The 19074-nt window shown below is 68.8% G+C and carries 15 protein-coding genes and 2 pseudogenes; 8 read left to right on the plus strand and 9 right to left on the minus strand.

Features of this window, described 5'->3' with window-relative positions:
* Positions 1–11 precede the first annotated feature (11 nt).
* Entirely contained in the window at positions 12–323 is a 312-nt protein-coding gene (locus tag WJ12_RS13345; protein ID WP_059560527.1) for a cupin domain-containing protein, read from the plus strand.
* Positions 324–369: 46 nt separating this feature from the next.
* Here WJ12_RS13345 and WJ12_RS13350 read toward each other — a convergent pair whose 3' ends face one another.
* The 4 genes and pseudogenes from WJ12_RS13350 to WJ12_RS13365 all read right to left on the minus strand — a co-directional run.
* A complete protein-coding gene (locus WJ12_RS13350; RefSeq protein WP_059560460.1) occupies positions 370–654 on the minus strand; it encodes a PAAR domain-containing protein in 285 nt (94 codons plus the stop codon).
* Positions 655–798: 144 nt separating this feature from the next.
* A complete protein-coding gene (locus WJ12_RS13355; protein ID WP_059560463.1) occupies positions 799–2001 on the minus strand; it encodes a porin in 1203 nt (400 codons plus the stop codon).
* Between the two features lie 116 nt (positions 2002–2117).
* Positions 2118–3590, minus strand: a complete 1473-nt coding sequence (locus WJ12_RS13360; RefSeq protein ID WP_082744749.1) for an amidase — start codon at positions 3588–3590, stop codon at positions 2118–2120.
* A gap of 114 nt (positions 3591–3704) precedes the next feature.
* Positions 3705–4946: pseudogene (locus WJ12_RS13365) on the minus strand (MFS transporter); the annotation flags it as partial.
* Positions 4947–5145: 199 nt separating this feature from the next.
* Here WJ12_RS13365 and WJ12_RS13370 point away from each other — a divergent pair.
* Positions 5146–6063 (plus strand): LysR substrate-binding domain-containing protein, encoded by a 918-nt coding sequence (locus WJ12_RS13370; protein WP_049029828.1) that lies wholly within the window; start codon positions 5146–5148, stop codon positions 6061–6063.
* Positions 6064–6072: 9 nt separating this feature from the next.
* Here WJ12_RS13370 and WJ12_RS13375 read toward each other — a convergent pair.
* Positions 6073–6454, minus strand: a pseudogene (locus WJ12_RS13375) (MAPEG family protein).
* A gap of 423 nt (positions 6455–6877) precedes the next feature.
* Here WJ12_RS13375 and WJ12_RS13380 point away from each other — a divergent pair.
* On the plus strand, positions 6878–9985 hold the full coding sequence (locus WJ12_RS13380) for a biosynthetic peptidoglycan transglycosylase (RefSeq protein WP_059560466.1): 3108 nt from the start codon (positions 6878–6880) through the stop codon (positions 9983–9985).
* Positions 9986–10289: 304 nt separating this feature from the next.
* Positions 10290–10535 carry a DUF1272 domain-containing protein gene (locus tag WJ12_RS13385; RefSeq protein WP_034189046.1) on the plus strand — a complete coding sequence of 82 codons (246 nt, stop codon included), beginning with the start codon at positions 10290–10292 and terminating at the stop codon, positions 10533–10535.
* A 27-nt stretch (positions 10536–10562) separates the two neighbouring features.
* Here WJ12_RS13385 and WJ12_RS13390 read toward each other — a convergent pair whose 3' ends face one another.
* Positions 10563–11267: a FadR/GntR family transcriptional regulator gene (locus WJ12_RS13390; protein ID WP_034189045.1), complete on the minus strand. Its 705-nt coding sequence runs from the start codon at positions 11265–11267 to the stop codon at positions 10563–10565.
* A 134-nt stretch (positions 11268–11401) separates the two neighbouring features.
* Here WJ12_RS13390 and dgoD point away from each other — a divergent pair, with 134 nt between their 5' ends.
* Positions 11402–12550, plus strand: coding sequence for a galactonate dehydratase (gene dgoD, locus WJ12_RS13395; RefSeq protein ID WP_034189044.1), 1149 nt, complete (start codon positions 11402–11404; stop codon positions 12548–12550).
* Positions 12551–12673: 123 nt separating this feature from the next.
* On the opposite strand, the gene WJ12_RS13400 is transcribed toward dgoD, so the two are convergent.
* Positions 12674–13606 (minus strand): CopD family protein, encoded by a 933-nt coding sequence (locus tag WJ12_RS13400; RefSeq protein WP_059560469.1) that lies wholly within the window; start codon positions 13604–13606, stop codon positions 12674–12676.
* Positions 13607–13981: 375 nt separating this feature from the next.
* On the opposite strand from WJ12_RS13400, the gene WJ12_RS13405 reads away from it, so the two are divergent.
* The 3 genes from WJ12_RS13405 to WJ12_RS13415 all read left to right on the plus strand — a co-directional run bounded on the left by WJ12_RS13405 (position 13982) and on the right by WJ12_RS13415 (position 17643).
* Positions 13982–14746 (plus strand): c-type cytochrome, encoded by a 765-nt coding sequence (locus WJ12_RS13405; RefSeq protein WP_034189042.1) that lies wholly within the window; start codon positions 13982–13984, stop codon positions 14744–14746.
* A 19-nt stretch (positions 14747–14765) separates the two neighbouring features.
* The gene (locus tag WJ12_RS13410; RefSeq protein ID WP_034189041.1) at positions 14766–16064 is read left to right on the plus strand and encodes a c-type cytochrome; all 1299 of its coding nucleotides are present in this window, start codon (positions 14766–14768) and stop codon (positions 16062–16064) included.
* Between the two features lie 127 nt (positions 16065–16191).
* Entirely contained in the window at positions 16192–17643 is a 1452-nt protein-coding gene (locus WJ12_RS13415) for a DEAD/DEAH box helicase (RefSeq protein WP_059560472.1), read from the plus strand.
* On the opposite strand, the gene WJ12_RS13420 is transcribed toward WJ12_RS13415, so the two are convergent.
* Positions 17637–18143, minus strand: a complete 507-nt coding sequence (locus WJ12_RS13420) for a hypothetical protein (RefSeq protein ID WP_059560475.1) — start codon at positions 18141–18143, stop codon at positions 17637–17639. The two genes, WJ12_RS13415 and WJ12_RS13420, sit on opposite strands and share 7 nt — an antisense overlap.
* A 70-nt stretch (positions 18144–18213) precedes the next feature.
* Positions 18214–19041 carry a ferritin-like domain-containing protein gene (locus tag WJ12_RS13425; RefSeq protein WP_034189104.1) on the minus strand — a complete coding sequence of 276 codons (828 nt, stop codon included), beginning with the start codon at positions 19039–19041 and terminating at the stop codon, positions 18214–18216.
* Positions 19042–19074 lie beyond the last annotated feature (33 nt).

Consider the following 19074-nt stretch of genomic DNA (forward strand, 5'->3'; position numbering starts at 1 on the left):
AGCACGCATCGATGAACATTGTCCGGAGTGCCGACTACACGGCGGACCGCGCATGGGGCGCGCTCGACATCGCGAAACTGAACGGCATCACGGTCCGGCTGCACTGGACCGACGCGCCCTATCGATGGCACGTGAACGACGGCGAGGAGGTGTTCGCGGTACTCGACGGCCGCGTCGAGATGCGCTATCGCGAAGCGGGCGTCGAGCATGCGGCGGTGCTGGAAACGGGCGATGTCTTCCACGCGACGGCCGGCACCGAGCATGTCGCGCATCCGCTCGGCGAAGCGCGCATCCTCGTGATCGAGACAGAAGGCAGCGTCTGACGGCGGCCCGCGGCCGCGAGACGACGACGTGCAACGAAGGCGGGCTTCAGCCGGTGATCGTCCCCGTTGCCTGCGACGGAATCAGCTTCGGCTGCGGCGTGCACAGACACTGGCACAGGTCGTGTTCGAGCGCGACGACCTTGCCCATCACGGTCATCGTCCGCTCGCCGCCGTCCGACACGATCACGCCGGTGGTCTTGCACGCGGCGCAGAGCACCGATGCGCCGAGATAGGCGAGTTCGCGTCCGTCGAACGACGAGTTGGCGATCCCTTCGAGCACCACGCCACCGTGGTCGGTCGTGTCGCCTTTCAGAATGAATTTGCGGCTCATGTGTCGGCTCTTCCCTCGGAAACGCCGCGCGGCGCGGCAACGCGGCCGCATGCGGGCAATCGGAATCCGCCCGTCGGTCGCGGGCGTTCCGCGAGCATATCACCGCGCGCGGCGGCCGCCTGCCGGTTGCCGCGCCCGCCCCCGTCAGAACTTGTGCCGGATGCCGATCCGCGCCTCGAACTGGCGGTCGTTCGCCGACGCGCCGGGGCCGTTGATCGCGGCGACCGCCGCGCGCCCCGTCGAGTCGGTGCCCGATGCGCGCTGATAAACGGCGGTCAGGTACACGTCGGTGCGCTTCGACAGGAAGTAGTCGAGCCCGGCCGCGACCTGGTGGTACGTCGCACCGTCGCGGCCGTTCACGCCACCGCCGCGCGTGTAGTCGTACGCGACGCCGCCGAACAGGTAAGGCGTGAACTGGTAGCGCACGCTGGCCTCGACGTTGTTGAACACCGCGTTGCCGGACACGCCGCCGGGGTTCGGCCCGGACGACAGGTCGCCGAGTCGACGGAACGACGTGTTCGTGTACATCGCGCCGAGCGTCACCGCGCCGATCGCGTAGGTGCCGCCCGCCGCCGCCACCTGCAGCGTGCGCGCCGACGCATAACCGGCATACACGGGCGACAGCATGTTGTTGCCCGGCACGCCGCCGACGACTGGCGCGGGGCTGCCGGTCGTGCCGAAGAACGACACGTTCGGATTGCGCGCATTCAGGTAACCGGCCGCGACCACGAGCGGCCCGCGCGCGTAGCCGGCCGTCATCGACCACACCTGGTTGCGCGTCCCCGCGCCCGCGATGCCGCCCACGCCGTACATGGCCGCGAAGCGGAATCCGCCGTAGTCGCGGCTCGTGAACTTGATCGCGTTGTTGGTCGAGTTCGCGTTGTTCACGTTGTCGAGATCGCCGGGGTGCGCAACCATGTAGCCGCCGAACAGCGCGGCGGCCTCGAGCGGCCCGAGGAAATCGACGTTGGTGTCGTACTGACGCCCGAGCGTGACGGTGCCGAACGGCCCCGACAGCCCGACGAACGCCTTCTTGCCGAAGATCAGCCCGCCCTGCCCGAGCTTGCCGGTGCTCGGGTCGAAGCCGTTCTCGAGCGTGAAGACGGCCGCCAGCCCGCCGCCGAGATCCTCGACGCCGCGCAGCCCCCAGCGGCTCGCCTGCTGCACGCCACCGAGCATCCGCCACGCCGGCTTGCCGCTCACGGCACCGTTCGGGCCGGCGACCGCGAGATTGCTCGTGTAGGTCAGCCCCTCGTCGATAATGCCGTACAGCGTCACGCTGCTCTGTGCGTGCGCCGCACCCGCGATCAGCGCGACGCCCGCGCCTGCCAACAGCCGTTTTTTCATCGGAAGGTCTCCATTGCGCGGGTCGAATGGCAAAACGCAGGCGTGCGCGTCCCCCGCAGGCGCGCGGCCTGCTCCGGTGCACACCGGAACGGTCAGCGGTGAATCGGGGAAGACGGCTAGCGCATCGCGTCGGCGACGACGGCGGGCGAAACCCGGCGGCGGCCGGCCGCGACTTCGTACGCGTGACCGAACTGCAGCACGCCCCAGTCGTCGCGGTAGCGGCCGACGATCTGCATGCCGATCGGCAAACCGGTCGCGCCGAAGCCGCACGGCACCGACAGGATCGGCGCCTCGGTCGACGACAGGTACCAGCACACGCGCATCCAGTCGATGTACGACGTGCTCGCGACACCCTGCACGTGCGCAGGCGAGCGCAGGTCGACGTCGAACGGCATCATCTGCGTGGCCGGCAGCACGTAGAACGCGTAGCGCTGCATGAACGCGCGCATCCGCTCGAACAGCCGCGTCTTGCGCACGAACATGCGGCCGAGATCGGCGGCCGTCAGCGACCGATGCAGCCGGTATTCATCGTGAATCTCGGGCTTCAGCGCCGCACGCTGCGCTTCGTCGAATCCGTCGACCAGCGTGCCGATCATCCATGCGCGCTCGATGCGGAATACGTCCTCCGCATCGGACAGGTCGGGATCGTCGAATTCGACTTCGCAGCCAAGCGCCGCGAACACACGCGCCTGCGCATCGACCGCCCGACCGATCTCCGGATCGACCGGCACGCCAGGCAAGCCGCGCGACATCGCGATGCGAGTGCCGCGGAAGTCGCGTTCGAGCGGCTGCGCGAAGCGTACGCCCGGTTCCGCGAGTTCGGTCGCGGTCTCGCCGCTCGGCCCGGCGATCGCCGACAGCAGCAGCGCGGTATCGGCCACGTCGCGCGCCATCGGCCCGTCGACGCCGAGCGTCGCCCAGCCGTTCAGGTCCGGCGCGCGCGGCACGCGGCCCGGCGACGGCCGCAATCCGACCACGTTGTTCCACGCGGCCGGATTGCGCAGCGACCCGCCCATGTCGCTGCCGCACGCGAGCGGATTCATCCCGCACGCGAGCGCGGCGGCCGCGCCGCCGCTGCTGCCGCCCGCCGAACGCGTCAGGTCCCACGGGTTGCGCGTCGCGCCGAACACGTCGTTGAACGTGTGCGACCCGGCGCCGAATTCGGGCGTGTTCGACTTGCCGATCATCAACGCACCGGCGCTCGCGCAGCGGCGCGCGACGAGCGCGTCATGCTGCGGCACGTGAGCGGCGAACAACGCCGAGCCGTACGTCGTGCGCACGCCGCGCGTCGCGGTGAGATCCTTCTGCGACACCGGCAGACCGTGCAGCGGCCCCTGCCATGCGCCGCGCATCCAGCCGGCGTCGATGTCGCGCGCACGAGCACGCAGCAGGTCGGGATCGACGACGGTCACGAGCGCGTTCACGCGAGGGTTCACCGTCGCGATCCGGGCGAGATGCGCGTCGAGCAGGTCGCACGCGCTGATCTGCCGGGTCATCAGCAGGTCGAGCATCGTGCGGGCGGACAGGTCGCACAGTTCGCCGGCCGTGACGTCGGCGGGCGGTGAGGAAAGCGAAACGGTGGCGGTCATACGGTTCGGCGCGAGGAGGAAAGAAGGAGACGGCGGCAATCACGCATCGTGTTCGCTGCGATCCGACGCGAACGCGAGCGCGACGAGCGACAGCACGCCGCAGACGATCACTTACCACGCGGGCGCAGCCGGATTGCCGGTCGCGCCGATCATCCACGTGACGATGAACTGCGCGAAGCCGCCGAAGATCGACACGCCGCCCGCATACGCGATCGACAGCGCGGTGGCGCGCGTGCTCTTCGGGAACAGCTCGGCGAGGATCACGCCGTTCGCGCCGGCGTTGATCGAGTGCAGTGCGGCGAGCAGCATCACGACCGCATACATCGTCGCGATCGACGGCACCGCGCGGATCAGCCAGAAGCCCGGCAGGATCAGCACGGTCAGCGCGACGCGCGACCACAGCGCGACGCGCTTGCTGCCGGTGCGGTCGGACAGCCGCCCACCGATCGGCGCGGCGACGAACATCACCGCGCCGGAGAGGATCCCGCACCACAGCGCGGTATCCATCGGCAGGTGCAGCACCTTGATCGCGTATGTCGACATGTAATACAGCACGATGAAGTGCGCGGCCGTGCCGCCGACCACGAGGCCGAGCGCGGTCAGCACGGCACCGCCGTCGCGCCGCAGCACGGTGCCGAGCACCGCCGACGAACGCCGCGCGGCCGCGGCCGGCGCGTGCTGCTCGATCGCGCTGAAGCGTGCGCGCAGGTAGAGGCCGATCGGCGCGATCAGCACGCCCAGCAGGAACGGCACGCGCCAGCCCCACGTTTCGAGCGAGGCGGTATCGAGGAAATGCGACAGCAGGAAGCCGACGAACGAGCCGGCGAGCGCCGCGGCACCCTGGCTCGCGAACTGCCAGCTCGTGTAGTAGCCGCGTTCGCCGGCCGGCGCGCGCTCGGCGAGCAGCGACGTCGACACGCCGACCTCGCCGCCGGCCGAAAAGCCCTGCAGCAGCCGCGCGACGACGACCAGCACGGGCGCCGCGAGGCCGATCTGCGCATGGGTCGGCAGCACGCCGATCATCCCGGTGCCGATCGCCATCGTGACGAGCGTGAGGTTCATCGCGGGCACGCGGCCGAAGCGGTCGGCGACGAGCCCGATCACGACGCCGCCGACCGGCCGCGCGATGAAGCCGACGCCGAAGGTCGCGACCGACATCAGCAATTGCTGCTGCGCGGAGACCGCGGGAAAGAACAGTTTGCCGAGCAGCACCGCGAAGAAGCTGAACACGGTGAGATCGAAGAATTCGAGGCCGTTGCCGATCGTGATCGCGACAATCAGCTGACGATTGGACGGGGATGCGGCAACGTCGCCGACATGCCCGCCGAACATGCTGTCTGCTCGGGGCGCCTTCATGAAGGTATGTCTCCGTACTGGTTACGCGTGTCGTGTGCCCGGCCCGTTCGACGGCCTGCGCACGCAGTCTAGGCATTCAAAATACGCAGCCCGGAGCGACATTTTTCGATCGTGATAACGCACGGTTATCGCGTGCTTTCCCCGCCGCGACGCGGTGTAGGATACGAACGTCGCCACTGCCGCCGCGCCCCGCCTCGCCGTGAAACACCACCAGCTCCGGGCGCTTGCCGCCATCGCCGAACACGGCAGCCTGCGCGCGGCCGCGCGCGCGATCCATCTGTCTCAGCCCGCGCTGACGAAGGCGATTCGCGAACTCGAACTCGATCTCGGCGTGCCGCTCGTCACGCGCAATGCGCGCGGCGCGCAGCTCACGCGTTTCGGGCAGGCCGTCTACGCACGCGCGCGGCTGATCCTCGCGGAGATGCAGCACGCGCGCGACGACGTGATCCAGCTGTCGGGCGGCAAGGAAGGCGCGCTCGCATGCGCGCTGACGCCGCTGGTGTCGCTCGGCTTCCTGCCGGCCGCGCTCGACGCCTTCCGCCAGCGGATGCCGACGATCCGCCTCGACGTGCGGGAAGGGTTTCTCGACACCGCGCTGCCGCGGCTGCGCGACGGCTCGCTCGACTTCGTGATCGCGATCGTCGATGCGGCACGGCTGTCGCCGGAATTCACGTTCCGGCCGCTGCTCGAATCGGAACTGATCCTGATGACGCGCGCGAGCAATCCGCTGCGTCACTGCACGTCGCTCGCGCAGTTGCAGGACGCGCAATGGATCCTCAACACGTCGCCGGAAAGCATCGGCCGGCTGCTGCAGGACGTGTTCGTCGCGCACGGCTATCCGGCGCCGCGGCCGATCGTCGAATGCACGTCGTTCAGCGCGGCGTTTTCGCTGTCCGTCCACACCGACACCGTGTCGTGCGTGCCGAAGCGCTTCATGGAAGTCGACTGGATCCGCGAGCGGATGGTCGCGATCGACGTGGCGGAAACGATTCCGTCCGTGTCGGTCGGCGTGCTCACGCGCCGCGATGCGCTGAACACGCTGGCCTGCGACTACCTGATCCACTGCTTCGTCGAAGCCGTGCGCCGGCACGATCGCGCGGCGCTGCTGTGGCGGTAGCGGCGCCGCTCAGGCGAACAGCGCGATGCACGGCGCGGCTCCGCACGGATAGGTGCCGAGCGCGCCGGTGAACCGCACGGGATTCGGGTCGGCCATCGTCGGCCAGGCGAGCAATAAGACGACCAGCAGGCAGCGGCACACGGTTGCCGCGACGATCAGCGCGAGGATCACGCGCGCCGACATGGAGAAACAGCACGGCGAGAAACGGCGCATATTCGGCTGTCTTGCCATGCGCGCGCGCGACCTTGTGGAGCCCGTTCGTCGGGTCGGGCGCATACCCGGCTCCAATGGTGTGCCGAAAGCGCGTGACGGACACGACGAGCCCGAGCCCGCCGAACGGCAGCAGCCCGAGGATGGCCGTGCACACGAGCGCGACGGGATGGATCGTCATGGGACGCCGGGGCGTAAGCGGAAATGCGCCGTACCTCCGGCGATCGTACTCGCCGCCGGCGCGCGCGGCTATCGCGGAAACCCGTAGCGTCGCCGGGCGACGGCGCGCGTTCCACACGCGGGTTCCGGCCCGAATTGCAGCGGCACCGCAACGCACGAAATCCGTGCATCGTCCGGCGGCCCGACCACGCGGGCCTGCCCGCCGCCGCTTCCTGCCGCGCGGGCTGCGCCGCGCGCCACGCGCAAACGTTACGCCGCGGCGGCGCGCACCATCGCGGCGCGGCGCCCGTTGCCGCGCCTCACGGGCACGCGCGTTGCATCGGCGCATCTCGGTAGTCGACGCCCTTGGCAGCCCGCTGCGGAGGACTACACTAATCCTTAATGGGGTGCGGCCGGACAACCGCGCCCTCAGGGAGACGCCGCCATGAATCGGCCGCTGAATCGTATCCTGCCGCGCGTGACCGGTCCCGCATCGGTCTGGACGTGGGTCAAGTGGTCTTTGCTCGCCGCACTGCTGATCGCGGTGGCGATCGTTGCGCGGCTCGTGCAGACCGAGATCGAAACGTCCCGGATGCAGGCGCATTACCTGTCCGAACTCACCCGCGACGTCGGCTACACGATCGAAACGGGCCCGAGCGATCACATCCGCTTCCCCGCGAACGGCCCCTACGACCAGCGCCTCGGCTACGCGCTGCTTCCGGCATTCCAGCAGCGGCTGCTCGCGCGCGGTTTCGTCGTCGGCAAGCAGGCGCGCGATTCGCAGCGGATGCTGTCGCTCGGCGATCGCGGGTTGTTCCTCCCTTACGAAGAGAAGGACCAGGCCGGCCTGATGCTGTTCGATTCGACCGGCGCACCGCTGTTCGCGACCGTGTTCCCGCAGCGCGTGTACGCCGACTTCGACACGGTGCCGCGTGTGGTCGTCGATTCGCTGCTGTTCATCGAGGATCGCTATCTGCTCGACGCGAACGAGCCGAACCGCAACCCTGCGATCGACTGGGGTCGCTTCAGCCGCGCGCTCGCCGACCAGGCGCTGCACGTCGTCAACCGTCACCAGGCGCGCCCGGGCGGCAGCACGCTCGCGACGCAGATCGAGAAGTTCCGCCATTCGCCCGAAGGCCGCACCGCGACGCCGCCCGAAAAGCTGCGGCAGATCGCGTCCGCGTCGGTGCGCGCGTACCTGAACGGTCCGCAGACGATGCTCGCGCGCCGCACGATCGTCGTGCGCTACCTGAACTCGGTGCCGCTCGCCGCCCGGCCGCATGTCGGCGAAATCACCGGCATCGGCGACGGTCTCGCCGCCTGGTACGGCCGCGACTTCAACGACGTGAACCGGATCCTGTCCGCGCCGACGACCGGTGACAACATCGACGAACAGGGCAAGACGTTCCGCGAGGTGCTGTCGCTGATCATCGCGCAGCGCGCGCCGTCGTATTTCCTCAACCGCGGTTATCCGGCGCTGCAGAAGCTGACCGACAGCTATCTGCGGCTGCTGTCGAACGGCGGCGTGATTTCTCCCGCGCTGCGCGATGCCGCGCTCGCCGCGCAGATCGAGCGCAGCGCGCCGCCCGCCGCCGCGCACGTGCAGTCGTTCGTGTCGCGCAAGGCCGTGACGTCCGCGCGCGCATCGCTGCTGTCGGCGCTCGGCATCAGCGACCTGTACCAGCTCGACCAGCTCGACCTGCAGGCGACCAGCACGCTCGACAACGGCGTGCAGCAGGCCGTCGCCGAACGGCTCGCGCAGGCGTCGACGCGCGACGGCGCGCAGGCCGCCGGCCTGTACGGTTTCGAGATGCTCGCGCCGAAGGACGACCCGTCGCACCTCACGTACAGCTTCACGCTGTACGAACACCGCAACGGCGCGAACCTGCTGCGCGTGCAGACCGACAGCGTGAACCAGCCGTTCGACGTGAATCGCGGCGGCCGCATCAACCTCGGCTCGACCGCGAAGCTGCGCACGCTGATCACGTACCTGCAGATCGTGTCCGACCTGCATGCGCGTTACGCGAGCCTGTCAAACGCCGAGCTCGCGCGCGTGAAGCCCGACCCGATCGACGGGTTATCGCGCTGGGCGCTCGACTATCTGTCGCATACGCGCGACCGCTCGCTGCAGGCGATGCTCGACGCGGCCGTCGAACGCAAGTACTCGGCGAGCCCCGACGTGTTCTACACGGGCGGCGGCGCGCAGGTGTTCTCGAACTTCGAAAAGTCGGACAACGGCCGCATCCTGACGCTGCACGCGGCGTTCGAGCACTCGGTCAACCTCGTGTTCGTGCGGCTGATGCGCGACATCGTCCACTACGAGATGCTGCAGGCGGCCGGCCCCTCGTCGTCGTGGCTCGGCGATCCCGACCAGCGCCGGCGTTACCTGCAGCAGTTCGTCGACGGCGAAAGCCAGGTCTACGTGAGGCGCTATTACACGCGCTACGCGGGCAAGGCACCCGACGATGCGCTCGCGCTGCTGCTGCGCGACGTGCGCAAGTCGCCGCCGAAGATCGCGACCGTGCTGCGCAGCGTCGCGCCGAACGAATCGCTCGCCTGGTTCGATGCGCAGATGCGCGCGCAGCTGAAGGGCACGCCGGCCGCGACGCTGTCCGACGACGATCTCGCCGCGCTCTACGCGAAGTACGCGATCGGCCGCTTCAACCTCAACGACCGCGGTTATATCGCAAGCGTGCATCCGCTCGCGCTGTGGACGCTCAACTACCTGCGCGCGCACCCGGCGGCGTCGCTCGCCGAGGTCCAGCGCGACAGCCGCGATGCGCGTTTCTACACGTACTCGTGGCTGTACAAGACGCGCTACCACGCGACGCAGGATCGGCGCATCCGCCGCATGGTCGAGCTGCGCGCGTACGCGGAGATCACGAAGTCGTGGCGCGCCCTCGGCTACCCGTTCGCGGAAGTCACGCCGTCCTATGCGGCGGCGATCGGCGCGTCGGGCGACCAGCCCGACGCACTCGCGAAACTGATCGGCCTGATCGCGAACGGCGGCCAGAAGGCGCCGACCGAGACGATCACGCGGCTCGACTTCGCGAAGGGCACGCCGTACGAAACGCGCTTCGTGCGCGCGGCCGCGCAACCGCAGCCGATGCTGCCGCCGGAGGTCGTCAACGTGGCGCACACGCTGCTGCGCGACGTCGTGCTGAACGGCACCGCGCGCCGCCTCGCGGGCGGCCTCACGCTACCCGACGGCAAGACGCTCCCGGTGTACGGCAAGACGGGGACGGGCGACCAGCGCTTCAACGTCTACGCGCGCGGCGCGCGGCTGATCGAGTCGCGCAAGGTCAACCGCAGCGGCACGTTCGTGTTCGTGATCGGCGACCGGTTCTTCGGGGTCCTGACGGCAACCGCGCACGAGCCGTACGCGGCCCGCTACGACTTCACGAGCGCGATGGCCGTGCAGTTGCTGAAGTCGATGGCACCGGCGCTCGCGCCGCTGATCGAGCGCCCGGCCGGCACCGGCACGCGGACGGCCGGCCCGGCGCCGCAAGCGGAAACGCCCGCGCCGGACGCCGCGTCGGCGCAACCGTCCTGATTCCTGATGACTGCACGACCGGTCGCGCCGCCGCGCGCCGCTCGGCGCGGGCGGCCATCGTCGTGCCCGGCGGGCGGCGCGTCGAGGTAGACATTCTCGAGACGGCAGACGTTGGCCGCCGCCGCACGGCGGCGGTTTCCGCGATCCAGCACGTCCGTCTCCCGGAGCGGCGCGCGCCTCGCACGACATCCGGGCGAACACCGTTGGCCAGGCCGATCCAAACGCGTACAGTAGCGCTCGCATGCGCCGCCCACGACGTCGGGCGGCACGCGTCCCGCCCCTCGTCGACCCAGGAAAAACCATCATGCTCGAACTGCGTCCCGGCTGCGAATGCTGCGACAAGGACCTGCCGCCCGATTCGGCGGAGGCGCGCATCTGTACGTTCGAATGTACGTTCTGCGCGACCTGCGCCGACGACGTGCTGAAGGGTCGCTGCCCGAACTGCGGCGGCGACCTGGTCGCGCGCCCGCGCCGGCCGGCGAGCCTGCTCGCGAAATACCCGGCGTCGACGGAACGCGTCGTCAAGCCGGGCGGCTGCGCGAACGCCTGACGGCGCCGCGCCGCCCGCCTCTTTCCGTCACGACATCTCGATCCGCGCGCGCGTCACCGCGAGCAGCGACGCCATCGCGCGGCGCGCACCGTCCTCGTCGCGCACGCGGATCGCGTCGCTGACGGCCAGGTGCTCGGCGAGCGACGCGTTGTAGACGTCGGCCCGGCGCGCATTCAGGTGCAGTTGCGCCTCGAGCGTGCGGTCGATCAGCGTGCCGAGCGGCACCAGCAGTTCGTTGCCGCCGGCCTCGAGCACGCTCAGGTGAAAGCGCAGGTCGGCGCGCACCCATTCGTCGACGGTGCGTGCGGCGGCCATCGCGCGCGCCGCGCCGTCGATCGCGGCGAACGCTTCCGGCGTATGCGCGCGCGCGGCCAGCGCGGCCGCGTACGGCTCGATCATCTCGCGCATCTCCTGCAGCTTCAGCGCGAAGGCGAGCGGCGGCGCGACGCGCGCATACCAGTCGAGCAGATCGGCATCGAGCAGGTTCCACGCACGGCGCGGCCGCACGCGCGTGCCGACCTTCGGCCGCGACTCGACGAGCCCCTTCGACGTCAGCGTGCGCAACGCCTCGCGCATCACCGTGCGGCTCACGCCGTACCTCTCCATCAGGTCGGGCTCCCTCGGCAGCAGCGATTCGGGCGGATGGTCGCCGCGCAGGATCGCCGTCGCCAGCTGGAAGGCCGTCTGTCCATGCAGGTCGCGTTGAATGGTCGTTCTCCGTTGATCCGGCAGGCCGGCTGCCCACTATCTGCACAATAATGCTATTAATACTATTTTTTATCGGGCTACGCTAGGATAACCGTGAAAGCACGCGACCGTGCGCCGCGCCCGAGCGGCCGCGCCGGTCAACCATGGAGACTCGCGTCATGAAAATCACCCGCCTCGAAACCTTTGTCGTCCCGCCGCGCTGGCTGTTCCTCAAGATCGAAACCGACGAGGGCATCGTCGGCTGGGGCGAGCCGGTCGTCGAAGGCCGCGCGCACACGGTCGAGGCCGCCGTGCAGGAGCTGGCCGACTACCTCGTCGGCCGCGACCCGCTGCTGATCGAAGACCACTGGCAGGTGATGTACCGCGCGGGCTTCTACCGCGGCGGCCCGATCACGATGAGCGCGATCGCCGGCGTCGACCAGGCGCTGTGGGACATCAAGGGCAAGCATCACGGCGTGCCGGTGCACGCGCTGCTGGGCGGCCAGGTGCGCGATCGCATCAAGGTGTATTCGTGGATCGGCGGCGACCGGCCGAGCGACGTCGCGAACAATGCGCGCGCGGTCGTCGAGCGCGGCTTCAAGGCCGTCAAGATGAACGGCTCCGAGGAACTGCAGATCGTCGATACCTACGACAAGGTCGAGCAGGTGATCGCGAACGTCTCGGCCGTGCGCGACGCGGTCGGCCCGCACGTCGGGATCGGCGTCGACTTCCACGGCCGCGTGCACAAGCCGATGGCGAAGGTGCTCGCGAAGGAGCTCGACCCGTACAAGCTGATGTTCATCGAGGAGCCGGTGCTGTCGGAGAACGCCGAGGCACTGCGCGACATCGTCAACCAGACCAACACGCCGATCGCGCTCGGCGAACGGCTGTACTCGCGCTGGGACTTCAAGCACATCCTCGCGGGCGGCTACGTGGACATCATCCAGCCCGACGCATCGCACGCGGGCGGCATCACCGAGTGCCGCAAGATCGCGACGCTCGCGGAAAGCTACGACGTCGCGCTCGCGCTGCACTGCCCGCTCGGCCCGATCGCGCTCGCCGCGTGCCTGCAGCTCGACGCGGTCAGCTACAACGCGTTCATCCAGGAACAAAGCCTCGGCATCCACTACAACCAGGGCAACGACCTGCTCGACTACCTGCGCAACCCCGAGGTGTTCCGCTACGAGGACGGCTTCGTCGCGATCCCGCAGGGCCCGGGGCTCGGCATCGACGTGAACGAGGAGAAGGTGCGCGAGATGGCGAAGACCGGCCACCGCTGGCGCAATCCGGTATGGCGCCATGCGGACGGCAGTGTCGCCGAGTGGTAAGCGCGACGCGCATCGCGCGCGGCCGAGGCCCGCGCGGTACGCCCCGATGTCGGCACGGCCGCCCGACAGGCGGCCGTGCCTGCATGCGCGGCACCGTTGCGTGGCGCCGCGCGCAACGGGCCGTCAGCCGAGCGCCGCGAAGCCCGGCACGCTGAACGACAGCACGGCTGCCGCGACGAACACGCCGATCATCGTCATCCCCTCGAGATGCAGGATATTGCGGAACGTGTGCGCGTCCTCGGTCGACGCGGTGCGGCGCAGGCGCGGCAGCGCCGAGAAGCGGTTCAGGCCGCCGAGCACGAGCGCGAGCGCGACGAGCAGCAGCTTCAGCAACAGCACGCGCCCCCACGTGCTGCCGTCGAGCGGCGCGAGCGAGCCGCCGAGCCCGCGGATCGCGTTGAGCGCGCCCGTGCCGAGCACGAACACGACCGCGGCGATCGACGTGCGCGACAGGTGCTGGCCGATGCGGATCAGCGCGCCGCGCGCGACCGACGAGCCGAGTGCCGGCAGCACCGCGAGCCCGCCCGCGAGCACGAGGCCGCCCCACACCGCCGTCGCGAGCAGGTGCAGCGTCTGTACGCCGACCGCCGCGGACAGTGCGCCCGTATCGGCCGCATGGCCGAGGGAAGCCTTGCCGGCCGCGATCACGATCACCGCGAACCACAGCACCGCGTGTGCGACGGGGCCGTCCGGCTTCGCGAGCGCGACGATCGCGAGCACCAGGGCGCCGGCGAACGCGACGCTCCACGCAAAGCCCGTATGCGTCTGCATCAGCATGACCGGGATCGCGGCGAACGCGCCGCCAAGCCCCGCGCCGCTCATCGTCACGGCCTCGTAGACGAGCCAGCCGAGATCCGCGAGCACCAGCGCCAGCGCCGCCGCGACCAGCGAATGTTGCGCGCGCAGCCACGCCGGATGCGACGGCGAGATGACCGGCCGTGCGCCGTCCTTGCCGAGCCACGCCTTGAGCAGCGCCGAGCCGACCGCCATCGCGAACGCGGCGTCCATCAGCGCCGCGAGCGCGACCTGACCGATCCACAAGCTGTCGAACTTCATCGCGCGCACCCTCCCGAAAGCGACGGGCCGGCGAGGCGGCAACGGGACGGACGGCGTGAGGAAGGCAACGGCACGGTAGAAAACGTCATTGATGAATCCGGAAACGGGAGAAATGACTGGACCAGCGGCGGAGGCGGCGCCGCGCGACCCGCGAGTGTACGGTCTTCGATGGGGAAAACGCACGCCGGTTCACACAGCGGCGTCGCAATACGCGTCAAATTGTCGCAAGTCGCAAACAGACAGGAACCGATGTCCTTTTGCCAAATAGCCGTCATTACCCATCGATGATAGAATGCCGCGTCGCAGCAGCCCGGCTGTCCTGCCGTCCATGCGCCGAGCCGATCGTAGCCCGGACAAGGTCCCCGACGAATAATCATGGAGTCTCGTGTGTCTTCAAGACGCCTCTTCCGTCCGCTGCTCGCCGTTCTGATGATCGGCGGCGCGGGCCTTATGAGCGCTGCCCAAGCGCAGACCAAGCCCACGGAGCAAGCGCACGCCCAGCAGGCGCCGCTCAAGGCACCCGATACCATGGCCGAGCGTGTGCGCGGCTGTACTGCATGCCACGGCGTCCACGGCCAGGGCACCGACAACGACTATTTCCCGCGTCTTGCCGGCAAGCCGGCCGAGTACCTGTACAACCAGCTCGTCAACTTCCGTGACGGCCGGCGCAAGTACCCGCCGATGAACTACCTGCTGACGTACCTGAACGACGACTACCTGCGCGAAATCGCCGAGCACTTCTCGGCCGAACGTCCGCCGTATCCGACGCCGGCGAAGCCGACGCTGCCGGCTGCGACGCTGGCACGCGGCAAGCAGCTCGTCACGCAGGGCGATCCGTCCCGCAAGCTGCCGGCCTGCGTGGCCTGCCACGGCGCAGGGCTGACCGGCATGCAGCCGGCGATCCCGGGCCTCGTCGGCCTGCACGCCGATTACCTGAGCGCGCAGCTCGGCGCCTGGCGCTCGGGCAACCGTCACGCGAAGGCACCGGATTGCATGCACGACATCGCGTCGAAGCTTTCCGACGAAGACGTGACGGCCGTGACCGCATGGCTCGCCGCGCAACCGGCGCCCGCCAACCCCGTGCCGGCCCCGGCGCGTTCGATGAAGACTCCGCTCGCCTGCGGCAGCGAACCGCAATAAGGCAAGGGAGACAGACACAATGAAACGCAAGTCCCTGTTTGCACTCTCGGCCGCCGCGATCGTCGCGGCCGCCGCCCTCGTGCCGGTCCTGTGGCCGGGCAACGACACGCTGCACGGCGCTTCCGCCGTCGCGGCCACGCCGGCCGACCAGGCCGCGCTGATCAAGAAGGGCGAATACCTCGCGCGCGTCGGCGACTGTATCGCGTGCCACACCGTGCGCGGCGGCAAGTCGTTCGCGGGCGGCCTGCCGATGGCGACGCCGTTCGGCACGATGTACACGCCGAACATCACGCCGGACGACCAGAACGGTATCGGCAAGTGGACGTCGGACGACTTCTACCGCGCGATGCACACGGGTCGCTCGAAGGACGGCAGCCTGCTCTACCCGGGCTTCCCGTTCGCGAGCTACACGAAGGTCACGCGCGCGGATTCGGACGCGATCTACGCGTACCTGCGCTCGGTCGCGCCGGTGTCGGTGCCGAGCCGTCCGCACGAACTGAAGTTCCCGTTCAACAACCGCAACCTGCTGATCGGCTGGCGCACGCTGTTCTTCAAGGAAGGCGAATACAAGCCGGATCCGACGAAGTCGGTCGAATGGAACCGCGGCGCGTACCTCGTCGAAGGCCTCGGCCACTGCTCGATGTGCCACACGTCGATCAACATGATGGGCGGCCCGGTGAGTTCGTCGGCGTTCGCCGGCGGCCTGATCCCGCTGCAGAACTGGTATGCGCCGTCGCTGACGAACGACAAGGAACTCGGCCTCGGCGACTGGCACGTGCAGGAGCTGTCCGACCTGCTGCAGGCCGGCGTGTCGCAGAAGGGCGCGGTGTTCGGCCCGATGGCGGACGTGGTCCACAACAGCCTGCAGTACATGACCGACGAAGATACGCGCGCGATGTCGACGTACCTGAAGTCGATCCCGCAGAAGGCTGAAGCGCCGAAAAACATGCAGTACGAGCCGTCGAAGCAATTCGGCAACGCGCTGTTCGACCAGGGCAAGAAGATCTACGCAGACAACTGCGCGACCTGCCACGCCGAAACCGGCGCGGGCAAGCCGCCTGCTTATCCGCCGCTCGCGGGCAACCACTCGATCATGATGGAATCGGCGGTCAACCCGATCCGCATGGTGCTGAATGGCGGCTATCCGCCGAGCACGTTCAAGAACCCGCGTCCGTACGGCATGCCGCCGTTCGCGCAGTCGCTGTCGAACCAGGAAGTCGCAGCTGTAGTAACGTACATCCGGATGTCGTGGGGCAACAACGGTACGCCGATCTCGCCGCAACAGGTGAGTGACCTGCGTTCCGCGCCGCTTGACTAAATAACGCGTGACGCAAACGGGGCGCGGCTGCGGGAAACCGCAGCCGCGCCCCTTTGCTTTTTGCGACGCCAGTCCCCGCGCGGGCCGCGCGAGGTGTCGCCGATCATAAAACTCAAGAGTGGTATCTATGTCTTTCGAATCTCTCGGCTTGGCCGAACCGCTGGTCAAGGCGGTCAACGAGCTCGGCTACACATCGCCGACCCCGATCCAGCAGCAGGCGATCCCTGCCGTCCTCGGCGGCGGCGACCTGCTCGCCGGCGCGCAAACGGGCACCGGCAAGACCGCCGGCTTCACGCTGCCGATCCTGCAACGCCTGCATACGTTCTACGCGGACAATCGCGGGGCGAAGCGCGCGGTGCGCGCGCTGATCCTCACGCCGACGCGCGAACTCGCCGCGCAGGTCGAGGAAAGCGTCCGTGCGTACAGCAAGTACCTGAAGCTGCGCTCGACCGTGATGTTCGGCGGCGTCAGCATCAATCCGCAGATCGATGCGCTCAAGCGCGGCGTCGACATCGTCGTCGCGACGCCGGGCCGCCTGCTCGACCACATGCAGCAGAAGACCATCGACCTGTCGGATCTCGACATCCTCGTGCTCGACGAAGCCGACCGGATGCTCGACATGGGCTTCATCCACGACATCAAGCGCGTGCTCGCGAAGCTGCCGCCGGAGCGCCAGAACCTGCTGTTCTCCGCTACCTTCTCCGACGAAATCAAGGCGCTCGCGGACAACCTGCTCGATTCGCCCGCGCTGATCGAGGTCGCACGCCGCAACACGACGGCCGAAAGCGTCGCGCAGAAGATCCACCCGGTCGACCGCGATCGCAAGCGCGAGCTGCTCACGCACCTGATCCGCGAACACAACTGGTTCCAGGTACTCGTGTTCACGCGCACCAAGCACGGCGCGAACCGGCTCGCCGAGCAGTTGACGAAGGACGGCATCAGCGCGATGGCGATCCACGGCAACAAGAGCCAGTCGGCCCGCACGCGCGCGCTGGCCGAGTTCAAGAACAGCACGCTGCAGGTGCTCGTCGCGACCGATATCGCCGCGCGCGGGATCGACATCGACCAGTTGCCGCACGTCGTCAACTTCGACCTGCCGAACGTGCCCGAGGATTACGTGCACCGGATCGGCCGCACGGGCCGCGCGGGCGCGACCGGCGAAGCCGTGTCGCTCGTGTGCGTCGACGAGAAGCAGTTGCTGCGCGACATCGAGCGGCTGATCAAGCGCGAGATTCCGCAGGAAGTGATCGCGGGCTTCGAACCCGATCCGAACGCGAAGCCGGAGCCGATCCAGCAGCGTCGCGGGCAACAGCCGCGCGCTGGTGGTAATGGCGGCGGCGGTGGCGGCGGCAATCGCCAGCCGCGGGCGGGCGGCTCAGGCCAGCCGGCCGCGAAACGCGACGGCAACGCGCAACCGAAAGCCTCGCAGCAGAAGGCCGCGAAGCCGCGCACGCAAGGCGCCGCCGGCGGTACCGGCGGACGTCCGGCGGGCGGCGGCAACAGCGCCCGCCCGGCGAACGGCAACGCCGCGCACCCGAACCGCAATCGTTCGTCGCGCAGCGGCCAGCGCGGTCACTGAAGCCGCGCGGCTGCGCGCCGCAGGTGCTCGACCTGGCGTTGCCAGCGTGCGAGCACCGCGGCGCGCTCCCCTTCCAGCGTGAACGTGACACCCGTCGCGAGTCGCGCATAGCCGACCCGCTGCGCATCGCCCCGCGCGATCGTCGCGGCGAATCCGGCGAGGCCGCCGAAGTCTCCTTCGAGCGGCGTCATCTTCAATTGCGCCTGAAAGAACGCTCCGTCCGCGACGAGCGTCAACGCGGCCGTGCGCCGCTGCGCGATCGCGCGCGCGGCCCGCGACTGCGGCCAAAGCGCGATCAGCAGCGTACGCGCATCGTGCGCATAGATCTCGCCGACGCCGAGCAGCGTCGTGCGCAACTGGCCGTCGTCGGTCGCGACGATCAGCGACGCGGCGAGGTCGGCATGACGCTCGAGCGCGGTGCCGTCGAACAGCGCCACGATGGCGGACGGCCACGCATCGAACGTCCATTGTTCGAGTGCGTGGCGATGGGTATCGGTCATGATGGCGTGGCCCTGGAGCGGATCGGACGAGGAGGCGCCAGCGTACGCGCGACGGGCCGTACCGCGTCGATCAACGCAGGAAAACGTGCCGCGTGATCTTCGTGAGCGGATAGTGGACGCCCGGCTGGATCTTCGCGGGCAGGTCGAGCGGCTTGAGCAGCATCTTCACGCACATGTCGGCCGACAGGTTGCGACGCACGAGCGAATTGATGCGCGCGGCACGCTCGCGGTTGTACTGATTGTCGCCGACGCGATCGGGATAGCGGATCGCGAACACGTGGCGCAGCGCGATCTCGGAATCCTCGTTCTTGATTTCCATCACGCGGCGCGCCAGCGCGCCGAGCACGGCGAGCCGGCCGTTGCCCTCGACCTGGTTGTACTTCTTGAAGAACTTGAAAAAGTGCTTGTAGTGACGCACTTCGTCGGTGCGGATGTTGTCGGTGATTTCCTTCAGCACCGGCTCGTCCGAGCACTCGTTGATCGCGCGATACAGCGTGGCGGTACCCGTCTCGACGACGCAGCGCGCGACCATCTCGAGCGCGCGGGTCTTCTCGAACGCCTCGACCGAGCAGGTCTTCGAATACTCGGCGAAGAAATTCGCGAACGCGGTATCCCAGTCGAACTCGGGCCACACGTGCGCGATGTACGCCTTCAGCGCGCGGCCGTGCTGCAATTCTTCGTGCTCCCATGCATTGTTGAGCCATGCGGAGACTTCCGGATCGTCATTGAAGAAGGTGCTCAGATTGCTCGTGTAGAGATCCGAGCCGCTTTCGATGAACGACGACGCGCACAGCAGCAGCAGCAGATCCTCGTTCGCGGCGGCACGCTGACGATCGATCCGGTTCAGGTCGATGTCCTCGATACGCCACGGCATGACATGCGTCGTTTTCGTGTCCATGGTGGTGCGCTCCCAGTCGTCGCGCGGGGGCCG

Origin of the sequence: Burkholderia seminalis (assembly GCF_001718535.1) — a bacterium.
Lineage (GTDB): Bacteria > Pseudomonadota > Gammaproteobacteria > Burkholderiales > Burkholderiaceae > Burkholderia > Burkholderia seminalis.

Bases quoted from the DNA above. Each gene is read 5' to 3' on its own strand.
- WJ12_RS13345 (WP_059560527.1), top strand. From the start codon at position 12: ATGAACATTGTCCGGAGTGCCGACTACACGGCGGACCGCGCATGGGGC.
- WJ12_RS13360 (WP_082744749.1), bottom strand. From the start codon at position 3,590: ATGACCGCCACCGTTTCGCTTTCCTCACCGCCCGCCGACGTCACGGCC.
- WJ12_RS13350 (WP_059560460.1), bottom strand. From the start codon at position 654: ATGAGCCGCAAATTCATTCTGAAAGGCGACACGACCGACCACGGTGGC.
- WJ12_RS13410 (WP_034189041.1), top strand. From the start codon at position 14,766: ATGAAACGCAAGTCCCTGTTTGCACTCTCGGCCGCCGCGATCGTCGCG.
- WJ12_RS13415 (WP_059560472.1), top strand. From the start codon at position 16,192: ATGTCTTTCGAATCTCTCGGCTTGGCCGAACCGCTGGTCAAGGCGGTC.
- WJ12_RS13355 (WP_059560463.1), bottom strand. From the start codon at position 2,001: ATGAAAAAACGGCTGTTGGCAGGCGCGGGCGTCGCGCTGATCGCGGGT.
- dgoD (WP_034189044.1), top strand. From the start codon at position 11,402: ATGAAAATCACCCGCCTCGAAACCTTTGTCGTCCCGCCGCGCTGGCTG.
- WJ12_RS13400 (WP_059560469.1), bottom strand. From the start codon at position 13,606: ATGAAGTTCGACAGCTTGTGGATCGGTCAGGTCGCGCTCGCGGCGCTG.
- WJ12_RS13420 (WP_059560475.1), bottom strand. From the start codon at position 18,143: ATGACCGATACCCATCGCCACGCACTCGAACAATGGACGTTCGATGCG.
- WJ12_RS13380 (WP_059560466.1), top strand. From the start codon at position 6,878: ATGAATCGGCCGCTGAATCGTATCCTGCCGCGCGTGACCGGTCCCGCA.
- WJ12_RS13405 (WP_034189042.1), top strand. From the start codon at position 13,982: ATGGAGTCTCGTGTGTCTTCAAGACGCCTCTTCCGTCCGCTGCTCGCC.
- WJ12_RS13385 (WP_034189046.1), top strand. From the start codon at position 10,290: ATGCTCGAACTGCGTCCCGGCTGCGAATGCTGCGACAAGGACCTGCCG.
- WJ12_RS13425 (WP_034189104.1), bottom strand. From the start codon at position 19,041: ATGGACACGAAAACGACGCATGTCATGCCGTGGCGTATCGAGGACATC.